This window comes from Streptomyces sp. NPDC046197 (genome assembly GCF_040646295.1).
Classification (GTDB): Bacteria; Actinomycetota; Actinomycetes; order Streptomycetales; family Streptomycetaceae; genus Streptomyces.
The window spans coordinates 55,329-76,671 of the sequence record NZ_JBEYZY010000011.1 but is presented as its reverse complement, the minus strand read 5'-3'; the positions used below and the strand labels follow the sequence as shown (position 1 = coordinate 76,671).

Genomic DNA, 21,343 nt, shown 5'->3' with positions numbered 1-21,343 from the left:
GTCATGGACCGTGGCACCGGGAGGGACGCACTTCTCAGCCGCGGAGCCGGGAACGGCGTGGTGGGGGAGGACAGCAGGGTCGGACGCGTCCCGCTGGCCGTGGTCGTCGTGGACCGCGACGGCCTGGTGTCCCACTGGAGCAGGGGCGCCCGGCGCATGTTCGGCACGTCCAAGGAAGAGGCGATCGGCCGCCCCGCGGTCGACCTGCTCCCCGTCTCCGGCGCACTGCCCGACGAAGGCGATGAAGCCGAGAACGCCGAGAACGCCGAGAACGCCGAGAACGCCGACAACGCTGGCAATGCGGAGAACGCCGACGGCGCCCCGCACCGGACGCACACCGCCCACGACGGACTCGGCCCCGGCCCCGGCCTGGAGTCCTCCCTCGACGGCCGGCTGCCCTATCCGGCCGCGGGCCGCGCCCGCCTCACCGTGCCCGGGCACGACCGCGCCGACATCCTGTGGTGGGCCTATCCGCTGGTGGGCCCCGGCCGGGAGCGGCTGCTGGTGCTGGCCGCCGACACGCGCGCACTGCGCCACGACGACGGGGACAAGGGGGACGAGCGGGACGAGGGGGACGAGGGGGACGAGCCGTGCGCGGCCGCGGCCTGCGAACGCGTCGCGCCCGCCTTCGCCCTGCACACCGACTTCCCCGGCGCCGAGGGCCTCGCTCGCCGGCTGCCCGAGATCCTGCCCAGCATGAGCGTCGGCGAGAGCGCCCGCATCGTGGCCCAGGTCCTCGAACTGGGCTATCCGGTGCTGGAGTTCAGCCATCACGACCGGGTGCCGGTCACCCCCGACTGGGGCGTGCCCCGGCGCGCCGGGCGCAGGGCCCGCCGCGAGCGCGCCGCGCGGGCCGCGGCACAGGGACTGCCGGTGCCCGATGAACTCGCCGACGACGTGGGCGAGGACCTGGAGTACGCCGCCGTCCGCGAGCGACTGGAGTTCCTCAACGACGTCAGCGGCAGAATCGGCACCTCGCTCGACCTGGCGCGGACCGTCGTCGAGGTCAGCAAGGCCGTGGTGCCGCGTTTCACCGACGTCGCCGGCACCTACCTGCGGGAACAGGTCGTCGCCGGTGAAGGATTTCCCGAGGGCGTGCCCGACACGACCACGATGTGGCACCGGGTCGCCGTCGAGCACACCGACGAGCCCGGTCGCTGGGACGACGTCGTCCCGGTCGGCGAGGCCATGCCGTTCCCGGCGCACACCCCGTTCTTCCAGTGCATGACCACGGGCGAGCCCGTGCTCGTGCCGCGGATCAGCGAGGAGATGGGCCACGCGATCGCCTCGCAGTTCGAAAAGCGCGACATCCGCCCGCTGATCACGGGCCGCTCCATGCTGGTCGTGCCACTGAAGGCGCGCGACGTGGTCCTCGGCTTCATGATCCTGCTGCGCCACCCCGAGCGCGCCGAGTTCAACGACATGGACCGGGTCACCGGCGCCGAGCTCGCCGCCCGCGCGGGTCTCGTCCTGGACAACGCCCGCATGTACACCTACCAGGAGAGCGTCGCCGAGACCCTCCAGGACAGCATGCTGCCGCACATCCCGCCGCGCCGGACGGGCTGCGACATCGCCACCCGGTACCTGCCCGGCACGCTCCTGGGGCGCGTCGGCGGCGACTGGTTCGACTCGGTCAAGCTGCCCGGCGCGCGCACCGCCCTGGTCGTCGGCGACGTCATGGGCCACGGCCTGAACTCGGCCGCCATGATGGGTCAGTTGCGCACGGCCGTACAGACCATGGCCGCCCTCGACCTGCCGCCCGCCCAGCTGCTGCGCCACCTCGACGACCTCGCCCAGCGGCTCGGCGACACCTACCTCGCGACCTGCCTGTACGCCGTGTACGACCCGATCGCGAGCGAGCTGCACCTCGCCAACGCGGGACACGTCCCGCCCGTACTGGTGCGCGCCGAGGACGGCCGCAGCGAGCTGCTCGACCTGCCCACGGGCGCGCCCATCGGGGTAGGCGGAGTGCCCTTCGAGGCGGTCCACGTGCGCGTGCGGCCCGGTGACAGGCTGGTGATGTGCACCGACGGTCTGGTCGAGGTGCGCGGCGAGGACATCGGTGTGGGGCTCGCCACACTGTGCGAGTCCGCCGCCCACCCGGCCGCGTCCATGGACGACGCCTGCGACACCATCATCCGGGCGCTGGGCACCCGCGGCGGCCGCAAGGACGACGTGGCCCTGCTGATGGCCCGCCTCGGCGGCGTCGGGCCCGACGACGTCGCCGAGTGGCGGCTCGCCCGCGACCCGGCCGAGGTGGGCCGTGCCCGTGCCGTGATCCGGGAGCAGCTGCGGGCGTGGGGCCTGACCCGGCTCGCCGACCCCGCCGAGCTGATGGTCAGCGAGCTGGTCTCCAACGCCGTACGGCACTCCCACGGCCGTCCCGTCGAGCTGCGGCTCGTCCGCGGCGACACGCTCCTGTGCGAGGTGGACGACGACGACCACGACCTGCCCACGCTGGTGAGCGCCGGCCCCGGCGACGAGGCCGGGCGGGGGCTGCGCGTGGTCAGCACCCTGGCGCGGGAATGGGGTGCCAGCCGCACGAACACCGGCAAGACCGTCTGGTTCGAACTGACGCTGCCGCGCCGCTGACCTGCCCGGCCGGGCGCGCAGGCCGAGGACCGGGCGAAGGAACATCTCAGGCGCTTGAGCCCCCGCCCCGATCGCGGTAGACCGTACTGGTTTGTCGTCGACGAGGGATCGGCGCCGCATCCTGGGAGTTGGGCATGAGCGTGACGAGTAGGTACCGTCAGGCCTGGGAGGACTTCTGGCGCGAGGCGTCCGGCGAACCGGGCGCCGTGTTCTGGGACGCGGAGCCCGCGGTGACCGCGGCGGTCCACCTCCCGCTCCTCGCACCCCACCTGACCGACCCCGGCCTTCCCATGATCGATCTCGGCTGCGGCAACGGCACGCAGACCCGCTGTCTCGCCGATCGCTTCCCGCACGTCGTCGGCGTCGACATCGCCCATGCGGCCGTCGCCCACGCCCGCCGCGGGGACCCGGCGGGCCAGGCCACGTACCGGGTGGTGAACGCCACGGAGAAGGGCGAGATCGAGACACTGCACGCCGAGCTGGGCGACGCCAACGTCTACCTGCGGGGCGTTCTGCACCAGTGCGGGCCGGACGACCGGCAGCCGCTGATCGACGGGCTCGCCCTGCTCCTCGGCGAACGCGGCCGGGCCCTCCTCGTCGAGCTCTCCGAGGCCGCCCGCCCCATCCTGGTCGGCCTGGCCCAGGGGCCGGACGGCCCGCCGCCCAGACTCGCGCCGGTCTTCCGGCACGGCATAGCCCCTGGCGAAGTGGCCGACGAGGCCGTTCCCGCACATCTGCGATCCGCCGGTCTCACGGTCCTGGCGGGCGGTGAACTTCCTCTCATGACGACGGAGTCCGCGCCCGACGGCACCCGCATCGAGCTGCCGTCGAAGTGGTTCGTGGCGGGGCGCCCGCAGTGACCGTCACGGCACGGGACCCGCAAGTACGGTGTCCGGCGTGGCGTATTGTCGCATTGGCGTGGTTCTGAGGGGGCGGGGTTTCGGTGTTCCCTACGACATGTAGGGTTGCGTTCACTTGCCGCACCGAACGGAACAAAGGACGAGAGGTGACCGTGTCAACCGTCGCGCCCGAACCGGACGTCAGTGTTGTCGTCATCGTCTACAACGACGAAGAGCGACTTCCGACGGCCGTGGGTTCCGTTCTTGAGCAAACACTGGGCAATGTCGAGGTGATCATCGCCGACGACTGCTCGACGGACGGTTCCCACGAGGTCGCGAAGGCACTCGCCGCCGCCCACCCCGACCGGGTTCGCGCGATCCGGCTCGCCGAGAACAGCGGCGGCTGCGGAGAGCCCCGCAACCAGGGCGTCAAGGTGGCCCGCGGCCGGTACATCATGTTCCTGGACAGCGACGACACCCTGGAAGTCAACGCCTGCCGCAACATGATCGAGGCCGCCGACCGCACCGACGCCGACCTCGTCTCGGGCCTGTGTGTGCGCGTGCACACCGACAGCCGGCACGACAAGCGCGTGCTGTGGTACCCCTGGCTGTACCGCAGCACCCGCACGCTCGAATCGATCAGCGAGCTGCCGGACCTGTTCGTCTTCGACACGCTGTCGACCAACAAGTGCTACCGGCGCGACTTCCTGCTCGACAACGACCTCACCTTCCCCCGCGGCATCCACTACGAGGACCTGCTCTTCTCCTCACAGGCCTACCTGGCCGCCCGCCGGATCACCCTGATCCCCAACACGGTCTACTTCTGGAACGTCGTGGAGAAGACCGCCAACAAGTCGATCAGCAACCGGCGCGGTGAGATCAGCAACTTCGCCGACCGGGTCGAGATCCACCGGCGTATCGACGCCAACCTCGACCGCCTGGGCCAGGACGAGCTGAAGCTGCGCAAGGACATCAAGTTCCTCAAGCACGACCTGGTGCTGTACCTGCGCGAGCTGCCCTTCCTCGACGACGACTACCGGCACCGCTTCGCCGAACTCGCGCGCGGCTACGTCCAGGACTTCCCCGAGGAGGCCTACGCCGAGCTCGACCGCGTCCACGCCATCTGCGCCCAGCTGCTGCTGCGCGAGGACTGGACCGACCTGATGCCGGCCATCGACACGCTGATCAACCGGCACAAGATCTCCGCGCCGCTGGTCGAGCGGGACGGCCGGATCTTCTGGACCGGACGCTACCTGGACGATCCGAAGATGCGCGCGGTCCTGGACGTCACCACGCTTGGCTACCACGCCAAGCCGCTCAACCAGATGTCCCTGCGCAACCGGCTCACCACCTACACGGCCAACGGCGGCGACGTCGTGCTCGCCGGTGAGATCGTCAACCCGCTGCACATCGTCGCGCCCGAGGCACGGCTCTCCGCCGAGCTGGAGTTCCGCGCCCGGCGCCGCAGCCTGCAGACCTTCCGCTTCCCGGTGCCGACGCCGCGCCACGAGGGCGACGTGATCGCCTGGCGCGCCGAGGTCCCGCTGGCCCGGCTGCTGAGGCCGCTGGGCATCATCGACGACGTCTGGGACGTCCGGCTGCACCTCACCGCGGACGGCAAGCGCACCACCAGCCGGCTCACCGTCGGCACCGTCGACCTGGAGCACGCCGAGAGCGTGCCCGTCCGGCCGCGGCTGACCCGGCTCATGGCGGACCGGCTGGAGGCGCAGGTGTCCGCCAAGGGCCACCTCGCCTTCCTGCTCACCCAGCACGGCCGGCTCGCCCGCAGCGGGCGAGCCACCGTCGAGCGCAATCTGCACGGCGGTCCCGCGCGGGCCGCCAAGGGCGCCTACCGCACGCTGCGGGCCGTACGCCGGGACCTGAACTCCGGCGCCCGCAAGATCCAGGTCTACGAGCGGATGCTGAGCAGGCTCCCCGTCCGCAAGGGCACGGTCGTCTTCGAGAGCCACCTCGGCAAGCAGTACAGCGACAGCCCGCGGGCCGTCTTCGAGGAGCTGCGGCGCCGCGGAGTGCCGATCACCCCGATCTGGTCGTACGCCGGTGAGCGCCCGGAAGGCTTCCCCGAGGGTGTCGAGCTGGTGCGCCGCTGGTCCTGGCGCTACCTGCGGGCGCTCGCCCAGGCCGAGTTCTGGATCGACAACCAGGGCTACCCGCTGCGGCTCGCCAAGCGTCCGGAGACCACCTACATCCAGACCTGGCACGGCTCGGCACTCAAGCGCATGGGCTTCGACGAGCCCACGTACCGGATGATGTCCGAGCAGGATCAGCGTTCCTACCAGCAGGCGCTGGACCGGTTCGACCACTTCGTGGTCCGCGGCGAACACGACGTGCGCACCCTCGCCCGCGCGTACCGCATCCCCGAGGACAAGCTGCTGCGCACCGGCTACCCGCGCAACGACGCCCTGGTGCGGGCCCGGGAGGGCGCCGCGCCCGACCCCGAGGCGCAGCGGCTCGCCGAACGCCTCGGCATCGACCCCGGCCGCCGGGTGCTGCTGTACGCGCCCACGTTCCGGGCCCATCCCGACGGGCGCGTACGGGACTTCGAGTTCCCCTTCGACGTCGAGGACTTCGCCGCCCGCTTCGGCGACCAGTACACGCTGCTCGTCCGGGCGCACTACCTGAACCGGCTGACGCTGCCGCCGTCGGTGGCCGGACGTGTGATCAACGTGAGCGCCGAGCCGGACATCACGCCGCTGCTGCTGCTCGCCGACGGCCTGATCACCGACTACTCCTCCGTCATGTTCGACTACGCGCTGCTCCACCGCCCCATCGTGTTCTACGCCTACGACTGGGAGGAGTACGCCAAGGACACCCGGGGCACCTACTTCGACCTCCTCGCCGAGGCGCCGGGCCCGGTCCCGCGCACCCCGGACGAGCTGTTCGCCGCGATCGACGACCTGGCCCAGGTACAGCAGACCTACGAGGCAAGGCTGAAGGAGTTCGTGGACAAGTACGGGGAGTACGACCGCGGTGACGCCGCGGCCCAGATCGTCGACCGTTTCTTCGGCCCCGCGGGAGAGGCCCGATGACCAAGCGTGACATCTTCTTCGTGGCCAACGAGGTCAACGAGCTCGGCGGCGTGGGCCGCTGGCAGGCACAAATGGCCAAACTGCTGGCCGGTCGCGGCCACCGGGTCACGATCGTCGGCATCGCCCCGGCCAACCACCCGATGGACCTCGGCGAGAACCCGCCGTTCGAGACGGTGACGCTCTACCCCCGGCGGCCGGCCGGCCGTCCCCGGCAGCGCCGGCTGCTCGGCAAGGCCGATCCGGCCGTGCGCCGCCACGAGGTCCACATGCGGACCGCCGCCGACCGGCTCTCGACGCTGTTCCGCGCCGCCCGTCCGGGGGCGATGATCATCGTCACCCAGGTGTGGGCGATGGAGTGGGTGGCGTTCGCGGACACCGCCGGACACCGGGTCATCGGCATGGCCCACGAGTCCTTCGAGACGGCCCGCAAGTCCTCGCGCTTCGAGCGGGTGAAGAAGTACTACAAGGACGTCGACCGGCTGCTGGTCCTCACCCAGGAGGACGCCGACCGCTGGGTGGGCGAGGGCATGAACAATCTCGGTTTCATGCCGAACCCGCTGCCGATCGTGCCCGACACACCGTCGGCGCGCACCGAGAAGGTGGTCGCCAGCATCGGCCGGCTGTCCCACGAGAAGGGCGTCGACATGCTTCTCGACGCCTGGGCCGAGGCCGCGCCGAAGCAGCCGGGCTGGACCCTGCGCATCTACGGCAGGGGAGAGTCCGAGGCGGAGCTCAGGCAGCAGTGCGCGGAGCTCGGGATCGAGGACTCGGTGGACTTCGCCGGACAGACCGAGGACGTGCCCGGCGCGCTGCGTGCCTCCTCGCTGTTCGTCCAGTCCTCCCGCGGTGAGGGTTTCCCGCTGGTCCTGCTGGAGGCGATGGCCTGCGGCCTGCCGTGCGTGGCGTTCGACTGCGCGCCCGGCGTCCGGGAGATCGTCACCCACGAGGAGGACGGGCTGCTGGCCCGTCCCGGCAACACCTCGGAACTCGCCCGTCACCTGGTGCGGTTGATGTCCGACGAACAGGAGCGCGACGCCATGGGCGAACAGGCCCTGCGCAGCGTGCAGCGCTTCGACCCGGACGTCATCACCCGCCGCTGGGAAGACCTCTTCGACTTCCTGGAGCGCTGACGACGCCACCCATGACACCCCGGCACCCCGTGTCCGGGGTGTCACTGGTCCGGGCCGGTGAGAGTTTTCCACAGGCCTGGCCGCGAATCCGTGCGAACGCGTAGCGTGAGACGGCATGAAGATCCTCATCAGCGCCGACATGGAGGGCGCCACCGGTGTGACCTGGCCTGCCGACGTGCTGCCGGGGACGCCCCAGTGGGAGCGGTGCCGTGCGATGTTCACCTCGGACGTCAACGCCGCCGTGCTGGGTTTCTTCGACGGCGGCGCCGACGAGGTTCTCGTCAACGAGGCGCACTGGACCATGCGCAACCTCCTCCTGGAGCGGCTGGACGACAGAGCACAGATGCTCACCGGCCGGCACAAGTCGCTGTCCATGGTGGAGGGCGTGCAGCACGGCGACGTGGACGGCATCGCCTTCGTCGGCTACCACGCGGGCGCCGGCATGGAGGGCGTGCTCGCGCACACCTACCTCGCCAACTCCGTCACCGGGGTGTGGCTGAACGACGTACGGGCGAGCGAGGGACTCCTCAACGCGCACGTGGCGGCCGAGTTCGGCGTGCCCGTCGTCCTGGTCACCGGAGACGACGTGGCCTGCGAGGACGCCCTCGGGTACGCGCCCGAGGCGCTGAAGGTCGCCGTCAAGGACCATGTCTCCCGGTACGCGGCCGTGTGCCGTACACCCGCCCGCACCGCCGCCGACATCCGCGCGGCCGCCAAGGAGGCCGCGCCGCTGGCGGTCCGTCACGAGCCGGTGAGCGGCGGCCCTTTCACCGTCTCGCTCGAGTTCGACGCCGAGCACCTTGCCATGGCGGCCACCGTCGTCCCCGGCGTGGCTCGTACCAAGGAGCGCAGGGTGGCGTACACGAGCGCCACCATGTACGAGGGGATCCGCACCTTCAAGGCGGTCACCACGATCGCCTCGGCCGCAGTGGAGGAGCAGTATGGCTGACGCGCAGGCGCTGGACGAGGTCGTCCGGTTCACCTCCGACCTGATCCGCATCGACACCACCAACCTCGGTGGCGGTGACTGCCGCGAGCGCCCGGCCGCCGAGTACGCCGCCGAGCAGCTGGCCGCCGCCGGCCTGGAGCCGCAGCTCCTGGAGCGTGTCCCCGGCCGGACCAATGTGGTCGCCCGGGTCGAGGGCAGCGACCCGTCGGCGGACGCGCTGCTCGTCCACGGCCACCTGGACGTGGTCCCCGCGCAGGCCGACGACTGGAGCGTGCACCCGTTCTCCGGCGAGGTCCGCGATGGGGTCGTGTGGGGCCGGGGCGCGGTCGACATGAAGGACATGGACGCGATGATCCTCGCCGTGGTCCGCTCCTGGGCCCGGCTGGGCGTGCGGCCCCGGCGGGACGTGGTGATCGCCTTCACCGCCGACGAGGAGGACAGCGCCCGGGACGGGTCCGGGTTCCTCGCCGACCGGCACGCCGCGCTGTTCGAGGGCTGCACCGAAGGCATCGGCGAGTCCGGGGCGTTCACCTTCCACGACGGTGCCGGCCGGCAGATCTACCCCGTGGCCGCCGGCGAACGCGGCACGGCCTGGCTCCGGCTGAGCGCACGCGGCCGGGCCGGACACGGCTCCCGGGTCAACCGGGAGAACGCGGTGACGCGGCTCGCGGGTGCGATCGCCCGGATCGGCGAGTACGAGTGGCCGCTGCGGCTCACCCCGACCGTCCGCGCAGCCCTCACCGAACTCGCGGACCTCTACGGCCTGGATGCCGGCCTCAGGGACGTGGACGCGCTGCTGGAGAAGCTCGGACCGGCGGCCCGACTCGTCGAGGCGACGATCCGCAACAGCGCCAACCCCACCATGGTCGAGGCCGGTTACAAGATCAACGTGGTCCCGGGGGCGGCCGTCGCCCATGTCGACGGGCGGTATCTGCCCGGCGGTGAGGAGGAGTTCCGGGTCACCCTCGACCGGCTGACCGGACCGGACGTGGAGTGGGAGTTCCAGCACCGCGAGGTGGCGCTCGAGGCGCCCGTGGACTCGGCGACGTTCGCCTCCATGCGGGCCGCCGTCGAGGCGTTCGCCCCCGAGGGGCACGTGGTGCCGTTCTGCATGCCGGGCGGCACGGACGCCAAGCAGTTCTCGCGGCTCGGCATCACCGGGTACGGGTTCTCGCCCCTGAAGCTGCCGGAGGGCTTCGACTACCACGCCATGTTCCACGGCGTCGACGAGCGCGTCCCCGTCGAGGCGCTCCACTTCGGCGTCCGCGTCCTCGACCGCTTCCTGCGGACGGCCTAGACACATGGGGGAAAGCGTGCAGATCCTGCCGTACGGTTCCTGGCCCTCACCCATCGACGCGGCCCTCGCCGCCGCGCACGACGGGAGGCCCGAGTTCGTGGACTTCGTCGGCGACGAGGTGTGGTGGACCGAGCCGCGGCCCGCCGAGGGCGGGCGCCGTGCCCTGGTGCGGCGGCGTACCGACGGTACGCAGGAGTCCGTCCTGTCCGGCCAGTGGAACGTGCGCAGCCGCGTCATCGAGTACGGCGGCCGTCCCTGGACCGGGGTCGTGCGGGAGGGCGCACCGCTGGTGGTGTTCGTGAACTTCGCCGACCAGCGGCTGTACCGCTACGAACCCGGCGGCGAGCCGCAGCCGCTCACCCCCGTCTCCCCGGTGGGCGGAGGACTGCGCTGGGCGGATCCGCAGCTGCGGCCCGAGCTCGGGGAGGTCTGGTGCGTCCTCGAGGAGTTCACCGGCGACGGGGCCACCGACGTACGGCGCGTGCCGGCCGCCGTACCGCTGGACGGCTCGGCCGCCGAGGACCGCAGCGCGGTGCGTGAACTCACCGGCGAGCGGCACCGGTTCGTGACCGGGCCGCGCCTTTCGCCCGACGGACAGCGTGCGGCCTGGCTGGCCTGGGACCATCCGCGGATGCCGTGGGACGGCACCGAACTCGTGCTGGCGCAGGTGGGCGCCGACGGCCGTCTCGGCGCCCCGCGGACCGTCGCGGGCGGCCCCGAGGAATCGATCGCCCAGGTGGAGTGGGCCGCCGACGGCTCGCTGCTGTACGCGAGCGACCGCAGCGGCTGGTGGAACCTGTACCGGGACGGCGAGCCGGTGGGCGGACCGGACGGACCCGACGGACCGGGCAGCCGTGCGTTGTGCCCGCGTGAGGAGGAGTTCGGCGGACCGCTGTGGAAGCTGGGCCAGCGCTGGTTCGCTCCGCTGGACAGCGGCCTGATCGCCGTCGTGCACGGCCGCGGCGCCACCGCCCTCGGCATCCTCGACCCGGAGACCGGCGAGCTGGTCGACGCGGCGGGCCCGTGGACCGAGTTCGAGCCGACGCTCGCGGCGCACGGCGAGCGGGTCGTCGCGGTCGGCGCCAGCCCGCGCAGCGCCTACGAGGTCGTCGAGCTGAACACACGCACCGGCCGGGCCCGGGTGATCGGGGCGGCCCACGACGACCCGGTCGACCCGGCGTACTACCCCGAGCCGCAGATCCGCACCTTCACCGGGCCGGACGGCCGCGAGATCCACGCCCACATCTACCCGCCCCACAACCCGGGGTGCGTGGCCCCGGGCGGAGAGCTGCCGCCGTACGTCGTGTGGGCGCACGGCGGCCCCACCAGCCGGGCCCCGCTGGTGCTCGACCTGGAGATCGCCTACTTCACCTCGCGGGGCATCGGGGTCGCGGAGGTCAACTACGGCGGGTCGACCGGGCACGGCCGGGATTACCGCAACCGGCTGCGCGAGCAGTGGGGGGTCGTCGACGTCGAGGACTGTGCGGCCGTGGCGCTGGCCCTCGCCGAGGAGGGCACCGCCGACCGCGCCCGGCTCGCCGTCCGGGGCGGCAGCGCGGGCGGCTGGACCGCGGCGGCCTCCCTGACCGCCACCGACGTCTACGCCTGCGGCACGATCATCTACCCGATCCTCGATCTGGCCACCTGGGCCTCGGGGGAGACCCACGACTTCGAGTCCCGGTACCTGGAGACGCTGGTCGGGCCGCTCGCCGAGGTGCCCGCCCGGTACGCGGAGCGCTCACCCACCCAGCACGCCGACCGGATCACGGTGCCCTTCCTGCTGCTGCAGGGCCTGGACGACGTGATCTGCCCGCCCGTGCAGTGCGAGCGGTTCCTGGCCCGGCTGAACGGCCTCCGGGTGCCGCACGCCTACCTCGCCTTCGAGGGCGAGGGCCATGGATTCCGCAGGGCCGATACGATGATCCGTGCACTGGAGGCCGAGCTGTCCCTGTACGCGCAGGTCTTCGGCCTGGAGCCGGCGGGGATACCGACGCTGGAGCTGACACCGGAGACCGCCCAGTGATGCCGACCGATACCGGAGCCCGCCCCGTGAAGCCACTCCTGCGTCCCTCCCGGCTCGCCCCCGGTGCCCGCGTGGCCGTCGTGGCGCCCAGCGGGCCCGTGCCCGAGGAGCGCCTGCAGGCCGGGCTGGACGTGCTGCGCGGCTGGGACCTCGACCCGGTGGTGGGGCCCCATGTGCTCGACCGGCACGGCACCTTCGGCTATCTGGCGGGCACCGACGCGGACCGCGCCGCCGACCTGCAGAGCGCCTGGTGCGACCCGGCCGTCGACGCCGTGCTGTGCGCCCGTGGCGGGTACGGGGCGCAGCGCGTCGTCGACCTGCTGGACTGGGAGGCGATGCGGGCCGCCGGACCGAAGGTCTTCGTCGGCTTCAGCGACATCACCGCACTCCACGAGGCGTTCGCCACCCGGCTCGGCCTGGTCACTCTGCACGGGCCGATGGCGGCCGGCATCGACTTCATCAAGAACGAGCGGGCCCAGGCGCACCTCAGGGCGACCCTGTTCGCCCCGGAGCAGGTCCGCACGATCACCTCCGGCGGCACCGCGCTCGTCCCCGGCCGGGCGCGCGGTGTCACGCTCGGCGGCTGCGTGAGCCTGCTCGCGGCGGAACTCGCTACGCCCCATGCCCGCACCGGCGCCCGCGGCGGACTGCTGCTGCTGGAGGACGTGGGCGAGGAGCCGTACCGCGTGGACCGGATCCTGACCCAGCTCCTGCGCGCCGGCTGGCTGGACGGCGTGGCAGGGATCGCCCTCGGGTCGTGGCAGGAGTGCGGTCCCTACGACATGCTGCGCCCCGTCTTCGCCGACCGGCTCGGCGGCCTCGGTGTCCCCGTGGTCGAGGAGTTCGGATTCGGGCACTGCGAGGGGGCGTTGACACTTCCCTTCGGAGCCGCCGCCGAACTCGACGCGGACGCGGGCACCCTGACGCTGGACGAGCCGGCCCTGCGCTGAGCGGGCCGTGCGCCGTGCCCCGGGCGGGCCCTGCGCCGACTCGTCCCTTCACCGGGGCGCGCCGCCAGGGCAGCCGCCGCGCACTTCACTGAAATGCCGTCACGAAACCCCCGTAGCGGTGATTGACGCTTTCTGACACGTGTCACAACATGACAAACGGCCAGTACTTACTGGTCGGTAAGTCGCGTTGTCCTCAGTGTGGAGGTCCCGTGTCCCGTCGTGTCCCCAGATCCCGCGCCGCGCTGTCCCTCGCCCTCGGCGCCGCACTCGCCACACCCCTCACGCTCACCGCCCCCGCGGCCGCCACCGGCCCCTACACCGTCACACCCCTGAAGTTCACCGTCCGTGCGGGTGAGCGCACCTGCACCATCGACGCCGACCTGTACCGGCCCGCCGACGTGAACCATGCCCACCCCGCGCCCGCCGTGATCGCCACCAACGGCTTCGGCGGCAGCAAGAACGAGGGTGCGACGGACGCCGTCGGCAGGGCCTTCGCCCGGCGCGGCTACGTCTCACTCGTATACTCGGGCCTCGGCTTCGGCAAGTCCGGCTGCCTGATCTCCCTCGACGCCCCGGAGATCGACGGCCGCGCCGCCTCGCAGCTGGTCGACTTCCTGGCCGGCAAGCGGGCCGCCGACGACGGCACCCGTGCCGACTTCGTCACCCGCGACGGCCCCGGCGACCCGCGCCTCGGCATGATCGGCGGCTCGTACGGCGGCGCCGTCCAGCTGGCCACGGCCGCCGTCGACCACCGCGTCGACGCGCTGGTCCCGATGATCACCTGGAACGACCTGGCCTACTCGCTCGCCCCCGGCGCCGTCGGCCGCGGCGACGTGCCCGGCGTCTTCAAATGGCAGTGGACCAACGGCTTCTACCTCGTCGGCGAGGGCCGGCCCCCGGTGGCGTCGAACCTCGACCCCGCCCGCATCAACTCCCTCACCTGTCTGCACTTCGTGACCGGGGCCTGCGACATGGTGCGCACCCTCAACTCAGGCAGCTACCCGGCGGACCGGACCGCCCGGCTGCTGGCCTACGAGCACAGCGTCTCGCCGATGTCGTACCTCGACCGCGTCCAGGCACCCACCCTGCTGGTCCAGGGCCAGGCCGACAGCCTGTTCAACCTCAACGAGGCGACCGCCACGTACCGGACGCTCAAGGCCCGGCGCACCCCCGTGAAGCTCATCTGGCAGGCCGGGGGGCACAGCAGCGGACTCACCGCCCCCGCACCCGGTGAACTCGACCTGAGCCGGGACAACCTGGAGACCAGCTATGTCGGCAGGCGCGTCCTCGCCTGGTTCGACCGCTACCTGCGCGGGCAGAGCGTCGGCACCGGCCCCGAGTTCGCCTACTACCGGGACTGGGTCACCGACCCGAACAGCACCTACGCGACGGCCGACCGTCTTCCCGCGCTCACCCGCACGCTGTACCTCTCCGGCGACGGAAGGCTCGTCGGCCACCCCGGGGACGTCGTGCGCGGCAGCCGGACCTACACCAACGGGCCGAACCCCACCAGCCATTCGGAGAACGCAGCGGCCACCGGGGCCGGCCTGCCGGCCCCGGCGCCGTACGACACCCGAGGCACCTACCTCGCCTGGACCGGCGCGCCGTTCGGGGCCGCCGTCGACGTGGCCGGCGCGCCCCGGGCCACGCTCCGCGTCGTCTCGCCGGAGGCGGAGCGGACACAGGGCTCCGGGAACGCCGCCGACCGGCTCGTCCTGTTCGCCAAGCTGTACGACGTCGCGCCCGACGGCACCCAGACACTCGTGCACGGCCTGGTCGCACCCGTCCGGGTGCCCGACGCGACCCGGACCTTCACGGTGACCCTGCCGGGGATCGTGCACCGGTACCCACAGGGCCACCGGCTGCGTTTCGTGATCGCCGCAAGTGACGACGCCTACTTCGGCAACCGGGGCGTCAAACCGGTCACGGTGATCAGCGCGCCCGGCGACACCGGGGTGCTTCAACTGCCGGTGGTGGACGGCCGAGCCCGACGGTGAGGTGGCGGGGCCGGGTCCCGCGTAGGGTGGCGGGATGCCGCACACCGCATCCCGCTTTCTCGCCGAGGGCCCCCGCGTGGGCATACGCCACTTCACCCACGAGGACGGCGCCGAGTTCACCGCCCGGGTCCGGGAGAGCAAGGATCTGCACCACCCGTGGCTGTTCCCGCCGGCCACCGCCGAGGCGTACACCGCCTATGCGGCACGGCTGATCGAGGACCCGACGAAGGCCGGATTCCTGGTCTGCGAGAAGGACGGCGGGGCGATCGCCGGATACATCAACATCAACAACATCGTCGAGGGCGCCTTCCTCTCCGGCGCCCTGGGCTACGGCGCCTTCGCGCACGCCGCCGGGCGGGGGCTGATGCGCGAGGGCCTCGGTCTCGTCGTCGGCCACGCCTTCGGCCCGATGCGGCTGCACCGGCTGGAGATCAACGTGCAGCCGGGCAACACCGCCTCCATCGCGCTCGCCCGCAGCTGCGGCTTCCGCCTGGAGGGCTTCTCGCCGGACATGCTCTACATCGACGGGGCCTGGCGGGACCACGAGCGATGGGCGATCACCGCCGAGATGCGGACTTCCGGCTGATCTTCATCGCGCCGTCACCGGGCGCGGCCCTGCCGGTCGACCTCGGCTGCGGGGAGCCGCAGCCGAGGTCCCGCAGCGCCGCCGGGGACGCCTTTGCGCAATCCTGACCGGCGGCGCCCCTGGTCAGCTCACCGGTGACCGGCTTCCATGGTCATCGTGACGACGATCCGACGTGAGGTACTGACGCTGCCCGCCGCGCCGCTGGGGCCGGACAACCCGCTGCCCCCGCTGCGGCCGCTCGACGAGGTTCACCGCATCGAGGACCGGGACAAGCTGGACCTGCCGCGCGACATGGCCCGGCAGCTCGGACACGCACCGCTGCACAGCCTGCTGCCGGTGCGCGTCCGCGACGGCTACGGCAGAGCGCGCGCACCACACCGGATCGACGCCCTCGTGCTGGAGAACGAGCGGCTGCGCGTCACCGTGCTGCCCGGCCTCGGCGGCCGCGTCGCCTCCCTCGTCCACAAGCCCACCGGCCGCGAACTCCTCTACCGCAACCCGGTGTTCCAGCCCGCCAACTTCGCCCTCAACGGCGCCTGGTTCTCCGGCGGCATCGAATGGAACATCGGCGCCACCGGCCACACCACCCTGTCCTGCTCGCCCCTGCACGCCGCCCGCGTCCCCGCCCCCGACGGCGGCGAGATGCTGCGCCTTTGGGAGTGGGAGCGGCTGCGTGACCTGCCCTTCCAGGTCGACCTGTGGCTGCCGGAGGGCTCGGACTTCCTCCACGTCGGCGTCCGCATCCGCAATCCGCACGAGACGCCGGTGCCGACCTACTGGTGGTCCAACATCGCCGTCCCCGAGGAGCGCCGGGTGCTCGCCCCCGCCGACGAGGCGTGGTACTTCGGCTACGAGCGCCACCTGCACCGGGTGCCGGTCCCGGCCCACGACCGCATCGACCGCACGTACCCCTTGAACAGCACCTACCCGGCCGACTACTTCTACGAGGTGCCCGACGGCCGCAGGCGCTGGATCGCCGCGCTGGACGACAGCGGCCAGGGTCTCGTGCAGACGTCGACCGACGTGCTGCGCGGCCGCAAGCTGTTCGTCTGGGGCACCGGACCCGGCGGGCGGCGCTGGCAGGAGTGGCTCACCGAACCCGGCACCGGCGGCTACTGCGAGATCCAGGCGGGCCTCGCCCGCACCCAGCTGGAGCACGTACGGCTGGAGGCGGAGAGCGAGGTGTCCTGGCTGGAGATGTACGGCCCGCTGACCGCGCCGCCTCCCCAGGGGGAGTGGCACGGCGTCGTACGGCGGACCGAGGCACGGCTGGAATCCGCCCTGCCGCGCGCCGGTGTCGAGGCCGCCTACGAGGCCTGGAAGGCGTGCGCCGACGCCGAACCCGGCGAGATCCTCGCCGCCGGCTCCGGCTGGGGCGCGCTCGAAGTGCTGCGCGCCGGCTGGAAGCTGCCCGGCACGCCCTTCCCCGAGTCCACCCTCGGCGAGGCCCAGGCACCCTGGCGCGAGCTGCTGCGCTCCGGCTCCTTCCCGGAGCCGCGCCGGGTCCGGCCGCCCGGCGAGACACTCGTCGCCCCGCACTGGCGGGACATGCTGGAGACGGCGCCCGCCACCCCGCTCACCGAGTACCACCTCGGCGTGGCCCAGTGGCACGCGGGCGACCGGGCGCAGGCGGTGCGCAGCTGGGAGCGGGCGCTCGGACTCGCGCCGTCGATCTGGCCGTTGCTGCGCTGTCTGGCCGTCGCCGACCAGGAGGCGGGGCACCACGAGCGGGCCGCCGACCGTTACGCCGAGGCGTTCGACGACCTGTGCCAGGAGCGCCGCGACCAGGGGGAGCAGTGGACGGCGGCCACCGCCGCGCTCGGCCGCGAGGCGATCGAGGCGATGCTGCGGGTCCGGCGTCCGGCGCAGGCGCGTGCCGTGTGGGAACGGCTGCACGCCCCGATCCGGGAGCGCGGCCGGTTCCGGCTGATCGAGGCCGAGCTGCTGCTCGCCGAGGGGCGGCGAGAGGACGCGCGGGCCCTCTTCGACGCGGGCTTCGAGGTCGCCGACCTGCGGGAGGGGGACGAACGGATCAGCCGGGTCTGGGAGCGGGCCGATGACGGGGAACTGCCGGAGCGCTACGAGTTCCGGATGCGACCGCCCTCCGCCTGAGCGGCCTTTTCCCGGAGGCCCTGCGCCCTTTCGTGAGGGCCCCGGCGCCCGGCTCAGCCCCGGTCCACGTACTCGTACATCGCCCCGTCCGGATGCACGGCGATCAGGTTGCGGCCCGCCGGTGTCGCGAGCGGACCGGCGACGACGCGGGCGCCGAGCTCGGTCAGCACCCGGTGCGCCTCCTCGACGTCCTTCACGGCGATCGTCGCCGCCACCTTGCGCAGCACTTCCAGCTCGGCCTCGGGGCCGCTCATCAGCAGGAAGCAGCCGACCGCGGCCACCTGGACGCCGCCGCGTTCGAAACGGAGGGCTCTGCCGCCCGCGAGGCGTTCGTAGAAGGGGACCGCGGTCTCCAGATCGTCGACGCAGACGCGCAGCGTGGCTCCGAGAATCTCCATGCGCACGAGCCTAGTTGGCGTCGGCAGCCGGGGAAGTAGATCGTTTCCAAACGATCGTCCCGCCCGGTCCCGTCCGGCGTTGGGCGCCGTTATGCACACGCATGTGCGGGTACCCGCGGCTCATGGAGCACTTGGATCACCTGGAGCATCTTGACAAGCAACTGGTCGACGAGCTGGCGCAGGTGGCGCGCGAAACGGTGCGCGACGAACTGCGCGAGCAGACTCGCCGGCAGCGCCGCACGGCGATGCTGTACGCCGCGTCCGGCGCCGTCGCCCTGTACGCGGGCGCGGCCCTCGCGCTCGCCCTGGGCCTGGCCCTCGCGATCGGTCTGCCCGGCTGGGCGGCCGCACTGATCACCGCCGCGATCCTGGGCGCCGTGGCCTACGTGCTGCGCGGCGCCGCCCGGCCGTCCGGAGCCGGGGCGACAGAGGGCGCCGCGGCACTCGCCGCCGAGCGGGACCGCGCCCGTAGCGGCGCCGCACCCGCCGCGCGTGCCGGAGGGCCGGGCCACGCGCCCTACCCGCCGGTGCCGCCGGTGCCGCCCGCGCCCCCCGGTGCGACCGGCACGCCCGGGGACATCGACCCCGAGACACACCACCGGGCGTGACACGGACACGCCCTCGACAAGTCGACAGACCCGACAACGACAATGAGCCCGACGACGAGGAGAAGGCCAGGTACAGCGACAGGGCTCGACAACGCGGACCCGCGGCACCCTCGAGGTGCCGCGGGTCCGTTTCCGTTCCGCTCTCACTGCGGCAGCTGCGGCAGCACCTTCGTGCGGTAGAAGTCGAAGAAGGCGCGCTGCTCGGGGCCGATCTGGTTGACGTAGACGCGGTCGAAGCCCGCGTCGGCGAACTCGGCGAGCGCGGCCACGTGCTGGTCCACGTCCTCGCCGCACACCACGTTGTCCCGCACCATGTCCTCGGTGACCAGCGGCCGGAGCTGCTCGAAGTGACGCGGGCAGGGCAGTACCTGGCCCATCTCGCCGGGCAGCTGCTCGTTGTACCAGAGCCTGTGCGCGGTGCGCACGCACTCGTCGCGGTCGGTCCCGTAGCAGACCTTGGTGCCGCCGCTCACGGGTTTCGCGCCCCCACCGCCCTTGCGGAAGCGGGTGACCGCGTCGTCCTGCGGCGTGATCGTGACGTAGCCGTCGCCCACGCGTGCGGCGAGCGACGTCGACTTCGGGCCGAAGCCGGAGATGTCGATCGGGACGGGCTCGTCGGGGACGGTGTACAGGCGGGCGTTCTCAACGGTGTAGTGCGTGCCGTGGTGGTTGACCACCTCACCGCTGAAGAGCCGGCGCATCACCTGGACGGCTTCTTCCAGCATCTCCAGCCGCACGTGCAGGGGCGGCCACCGGTCGCCGAGGATGTGCTCGTTCAGGGCCTCGCCGGTGCCGACACCGAGACGGAACCTTCCGCCCGTCATCACCGCGCTGGTAGCGGCGGCCTGCGCCACCACCGCGGGGTGGATCCGCACGGTCGGACATGTCACGGCCGTCTCGATGGGCAGGGACACGGCCTCGGACAGCGCACCGATCACCGACCACACGAAAGGACTCTGACCCTGGTCGTCGTTCCAGGGGTGGTAGTGGTCCGAGATCCAGAGCGCTTGGAATCCGGCCTGCTCGGCCATCCTGGCCTGCTCGACGAGGTCGGCCGGACCGAACTCCTCGCACGACAGGAAGTAGCCGTACTCGGGCATGGGCGTATACCTCCGAGACCTGGCGGGTGGGGCGCCGTCCGAGTACCCGGGGGCCGCCTCGGAAACCGGCGGGGCGCCGCCACCTGCGTCCCACCGGGCGGACGTTTGGCCGCTCCGGCCGGGGGGACGCGGAAATCTCGGTACGAGGTACGTGACAGCGCCGGAGGCGAACCGTGAGTCGACCCCGCATCGTGATAGTCGGTGCCGGCTTCGCCGGGTACCGGACGGCCCGGACCCTGTCCCGGCTGACCCGGAACAAGGCCGCCATCACACTGCTGAACCCCACCGACTACTTCCTGTACGTGCCGCTGCTGCCCCAGGTGGCCGCAGGCATCCTGGAGCCCCGTCGGGTCACCGTCTCCCTGGCCGGCACGCTGCGCCAGGTGCGCCTGGTGCTCGGCGAGGCGGACGGCATCGACATGGACGCGCGCACCGTGCGCTACACCGACCCCGAGGGCAAGGGCGGCACCCTGACGTACGACCGGCTGGTGCTGGCCGTGGGCAGCGTCAACAAGCTGCTGCCCATCCCCGGTGTCGCCGAGCACGCGCACGGTTTCCGCGGGCTGCCCGAGGCGCTCTACCTGCGGGATCACATCATCCGGCAGGTGGAGCTGGCGGCCGCCGAGGACGACCGCGACAGCTGCTCCGCCCGCTGCACCTTCGTGGTGGTGGGCGCCGGCTACACCGGCACCGAGGTCGCCGCGCACGGGCAGCTGTTCACCGACGAACTGGTGCGGAAGCATGCGCTGCTCCACGGGGTGCGGCCGCGCTGGATGCTCCTCGACATCGCGCGGCGCGTCATGCCCGAGATGGACGAGCGGCTGTCGGCCACCGCGGAGCGGGTGCTGCGGCAGCGGGGTGTGGACGTCCGCATGCGTACGTCCGTGAAGGAGGCCACGCACGACGGGGTGCTGCTGACCGACGGCGAGTTCGTGCCGACCCGCACGCTCGCCTGGTGCGTCGGCGTACGGCCGGACCCGCTGGTGGAGAACACCGGCCAGCCCCTGGAGCGCGGGCGGCTCATCGTCGACCCCTACCTGCAGGTACCGGGCCGGCCCGAGGTGTTCGCGTGCGGCGACGCGGCCGCCGTGCCCGATCTGAACAACCCCGGCCAGTACACGCCGATGACCGCCCAGCACGCCTGGCGGCACGGCAAGGTCGCCGCGCACAACGTCGTCGCCTCGCTCGGCGTCGGAGAACGGCGCCCCTACCACCACCGGGACCTGGGCTTCGTCGTGGACCTCGGCGGGGTGCAGGCCGCCGCCAACCCGCTCGGCGTCCCCCTGTCCGGGCCGCCGGCGAGCGCGGTCGCCCGTGGTTACCACCTCGCGGCGATGCCCGGCAACCGCGTCCGGGTCGCCTCCGACTGGCTGCTGGAGTGGGTACTGCCCCGCCAGGCCGTCCAGTTGGGCCTCGTACGGTCCTGGTCGGTGCCCCTGGACACGGCGTCGCCGGAACTGGTCCGGTCCCCCGGGGCCCCGGAACCGGCGAAGAACCAGCCGGGCCCTGAGCCCGCGAAGAACCAGCCCGGCCCCGAGCCAGCCAAGAACCAGGCCGGCCCCGAGCCGGCGCGCGATCGGCCGGGTCCCGGGCCCGCCAAGAACCAGCCGGGTCCCGAGCCCGCGAAGAACCAGCCCGGCCCCGAGCCAGCCAAGAACCAGGCCGGCCCCGAGCCGGCGCGCGATCGGCCGGGTCCCGGGCCCGCCAAGAAC

General features: G+C 72.5%; 15 protein-coding genes. 13 read left to right on the top strand and 2 right to left on the bottom strand.

What is annotated here, in order from left to right; genetic code table 11:
* Window positions 1-3: 3 nt before the first annotated feature.
* The 11 genes from AB0A61_RS17535 to AB0A61_RS17485 all read left to right on the top strand — a co-directional run bounded on the left by AB0A61_RS17535 (window position 4) and on the right by AB0A61_RS17485 (window position 17,525).
* Window positions 4-2,592 carry a SpoIIE family protein phosphatase gene (locus tag AB0A61_RS17535; protein WP_361292579.1) on the top strand — a complete coding sequence of 863 codons (2,589 nt, stop codon included), beginning with the start codon at window positions 4-6 and terminating at the stop codon, window positions 2,590-2,592.
* 134 nt (window positions 2,593-2,726) lie between these two features.
* Window positions 2,727-3,452 carry a class I SAM-dependent methyltransferase gene (locus AB0A61_RS17530; protein ID WP_361292577.1) on the top strand — a complete coding sequence of 242 codons (726 nt, stop codon included), beginning with the start codon at window positions 2,727-2,729 and terminating at the stop codon, window positions 3,450-3,452.
* Window positions 3,453-3,598: 146 nt separating this feature from the next.
* Window positions 3,599-6,481: a bifunctional glycosyltransferase family 2 protein/CDP-glycerol:glycerophosphate glycerophosphotransferase gene (locus AB0A61_RS17525; RefSeq protein WP_361292575.1), complete on the top strand. Its 2,883-nt coding sequence runs from the start codon at window positions 3,599-3,601 to the stop codon at window positions 6,479-6,481.
* The gene (locus AB0A61_RS17520) at window positions 6,478-7,611 is read left to right on the top strand and encodes a glycosyltransferase family 4 protein (protein ID WP_361292573.1); all 1,134 of its coding nucleotides are present in this window, start codon (window positions 6,478-6,480) and stop codon (window positions 7,609-7,611) included. Before AB0A61_RS17525 ends, AB0A61_RS17520 begins: the two co-directional genes overlap by 4 nt.
* 115 nt (window positions 7,612-7,726) lie before the next feature.
* A complete protein-coding gene (locus AB0A61_RS17515) occupies window positions 7,727-8,560 on the top strand; it encodes a M55 family metallopeptidase (RefSeq protein ID WP_361292571.1) in 834 nt (277 codons plus the stop codon).
* Window positions 8,553-9,857 carry a M20/M25/M40 family metallo-hydrolase gene (locus AB0A61_RS17510; RefSeq protein WP_361292569.1) on the top strand — a complete coding sequence of 435 codons (1,305 nt, stop codon included), beginning with the start codon at window positions 8,553-8,555 and terminating at the stop codon, window positions 9,855-9,857. The genes AB0A61_RS17515 and AB0A61_RS17510 overlap by 8 nt, the downstream gene beginning before the upstream one ends.
* A gap of 4 nt (window positions 9,858-9,861) precedes the next feature.
* Entirely contained in the window at window positions 9,862-11,880 is a 2,019-nt protein-coding gene (locus tag AB0A61_RS17505) for an LpqB family beta-propeller domain-containing protein (protein ID WP_361292567.1), read from the top strand.
* Window positions 11,880-12,830: an LD-carboxypeptidase gene (locus AB0A61_RS17500; RefSeq protein WP_361292565.1), complete on the top strand. Its 951-nt coding sequence runs from the start codon at window positions 11,880-11,882 to the stop codon at window positions 12,828-12,830. Before AB0A61_RS17505 ends, AB0A61_RS17500 begins: the two co-directional genes overlap by 1 nt.
* A 209-nt stretch (window positions 12,831-13,039) precedes the next feature.
* A complete protein-coding gene (locus tag AB0A61_RS17495) occupies window positions 13,040-14,827 on the top strand; it encodes a CocE/NonD family hydrolase (RefSeq protein ID WP_361292563.1) in 1,788 nt (595 codons plus the stop codon).
* 34 nt (window positions 14,828-14,861) lie between these two features.
* The gene (locus tag AB0A61_RS17490) at window positions 14,862-15,413 is read left to right on the top strand and encodes a GNAT family protein (protein WP_361292561.1); all 552 of its coding nucleotides are present in this window, start codon (window positions 14,862-14,864) and stop codon (window positions 15,411-15,413) included.
* A gap of 147 nt (window positions 15,414-15,560) precedes the next feature.
* Entirely contained in the window at window positions 15,561-17,525 is a 1,965-nt protein-coding gene (locus AB0A61_RS17485; RefSeq protein WP_361292559.1) for a DUF5107 domain-containing protein, read from the top strand.
* A gap of 53 nt (window positions 17,526-17,578) precedes the next feature.
* Here the strand turns inward: AB0A61_RS17485 and AB0A61_RS17480 are convergent, their stop codons facing one another.
* Window positions 17,579-17,923 carry a VOC family protein gene (locus AB0A61_RS17480; protein WP_361292557.1) on the bottom strand — a complete coding sequence of 115 codons (345 nt, stop codon included), beginning with the start codon at window positions 17,921-17,923 and terminating at the stop codon, window positions 17,579-17,581.
* A 122-nt stretch (window positions 17,924-18,045) separates the two neighbouring features.
* Between AB0A61_RS17480 and AB0A61_RS17475 the strand changes: the two genes are divergently transcribed.
* Window positions 18,046-18,531: a phage holin family protein gene (locus AB0A61_RS17475; RefSeq protein WP_361292555.1), complete on the top strand. Its 486-nt coding sequence runs from the start codon at window positions 18,046-18,048 to the stop codon at window positions 18,529-18,531.
* A gap of 143 nt (window positions 18,532-18,674) precedes the next feature.
* On the opposite strand, the gene AB0A61_RS17470 is transcribed toward AB0A61_RS17475, so the two are convergent.
* Entirely contained in the window at window positions 18,675-19,631 is a 957-nt protein-coding gene (locus AB0A61_RS17470) for an LLM class F420-dependent oxidoreductase (RefSeq protein ID WP_361292553.1), read from the bottom strand.
* 173 nt (window positions 19,632-19,804) lie between these two features.
* Here AB0A61_RS17470 and AB0A61_RS17465 point away from each other — a divergent pair.
* A partial coding sequence (locus AB0A61_RS17465) for an FAD-dependent oxidoreductase (protein WP_361292551.1) occupies window positions 19,805-21,343 on the top strand: 1,539 nt, incomplete at its 3' end.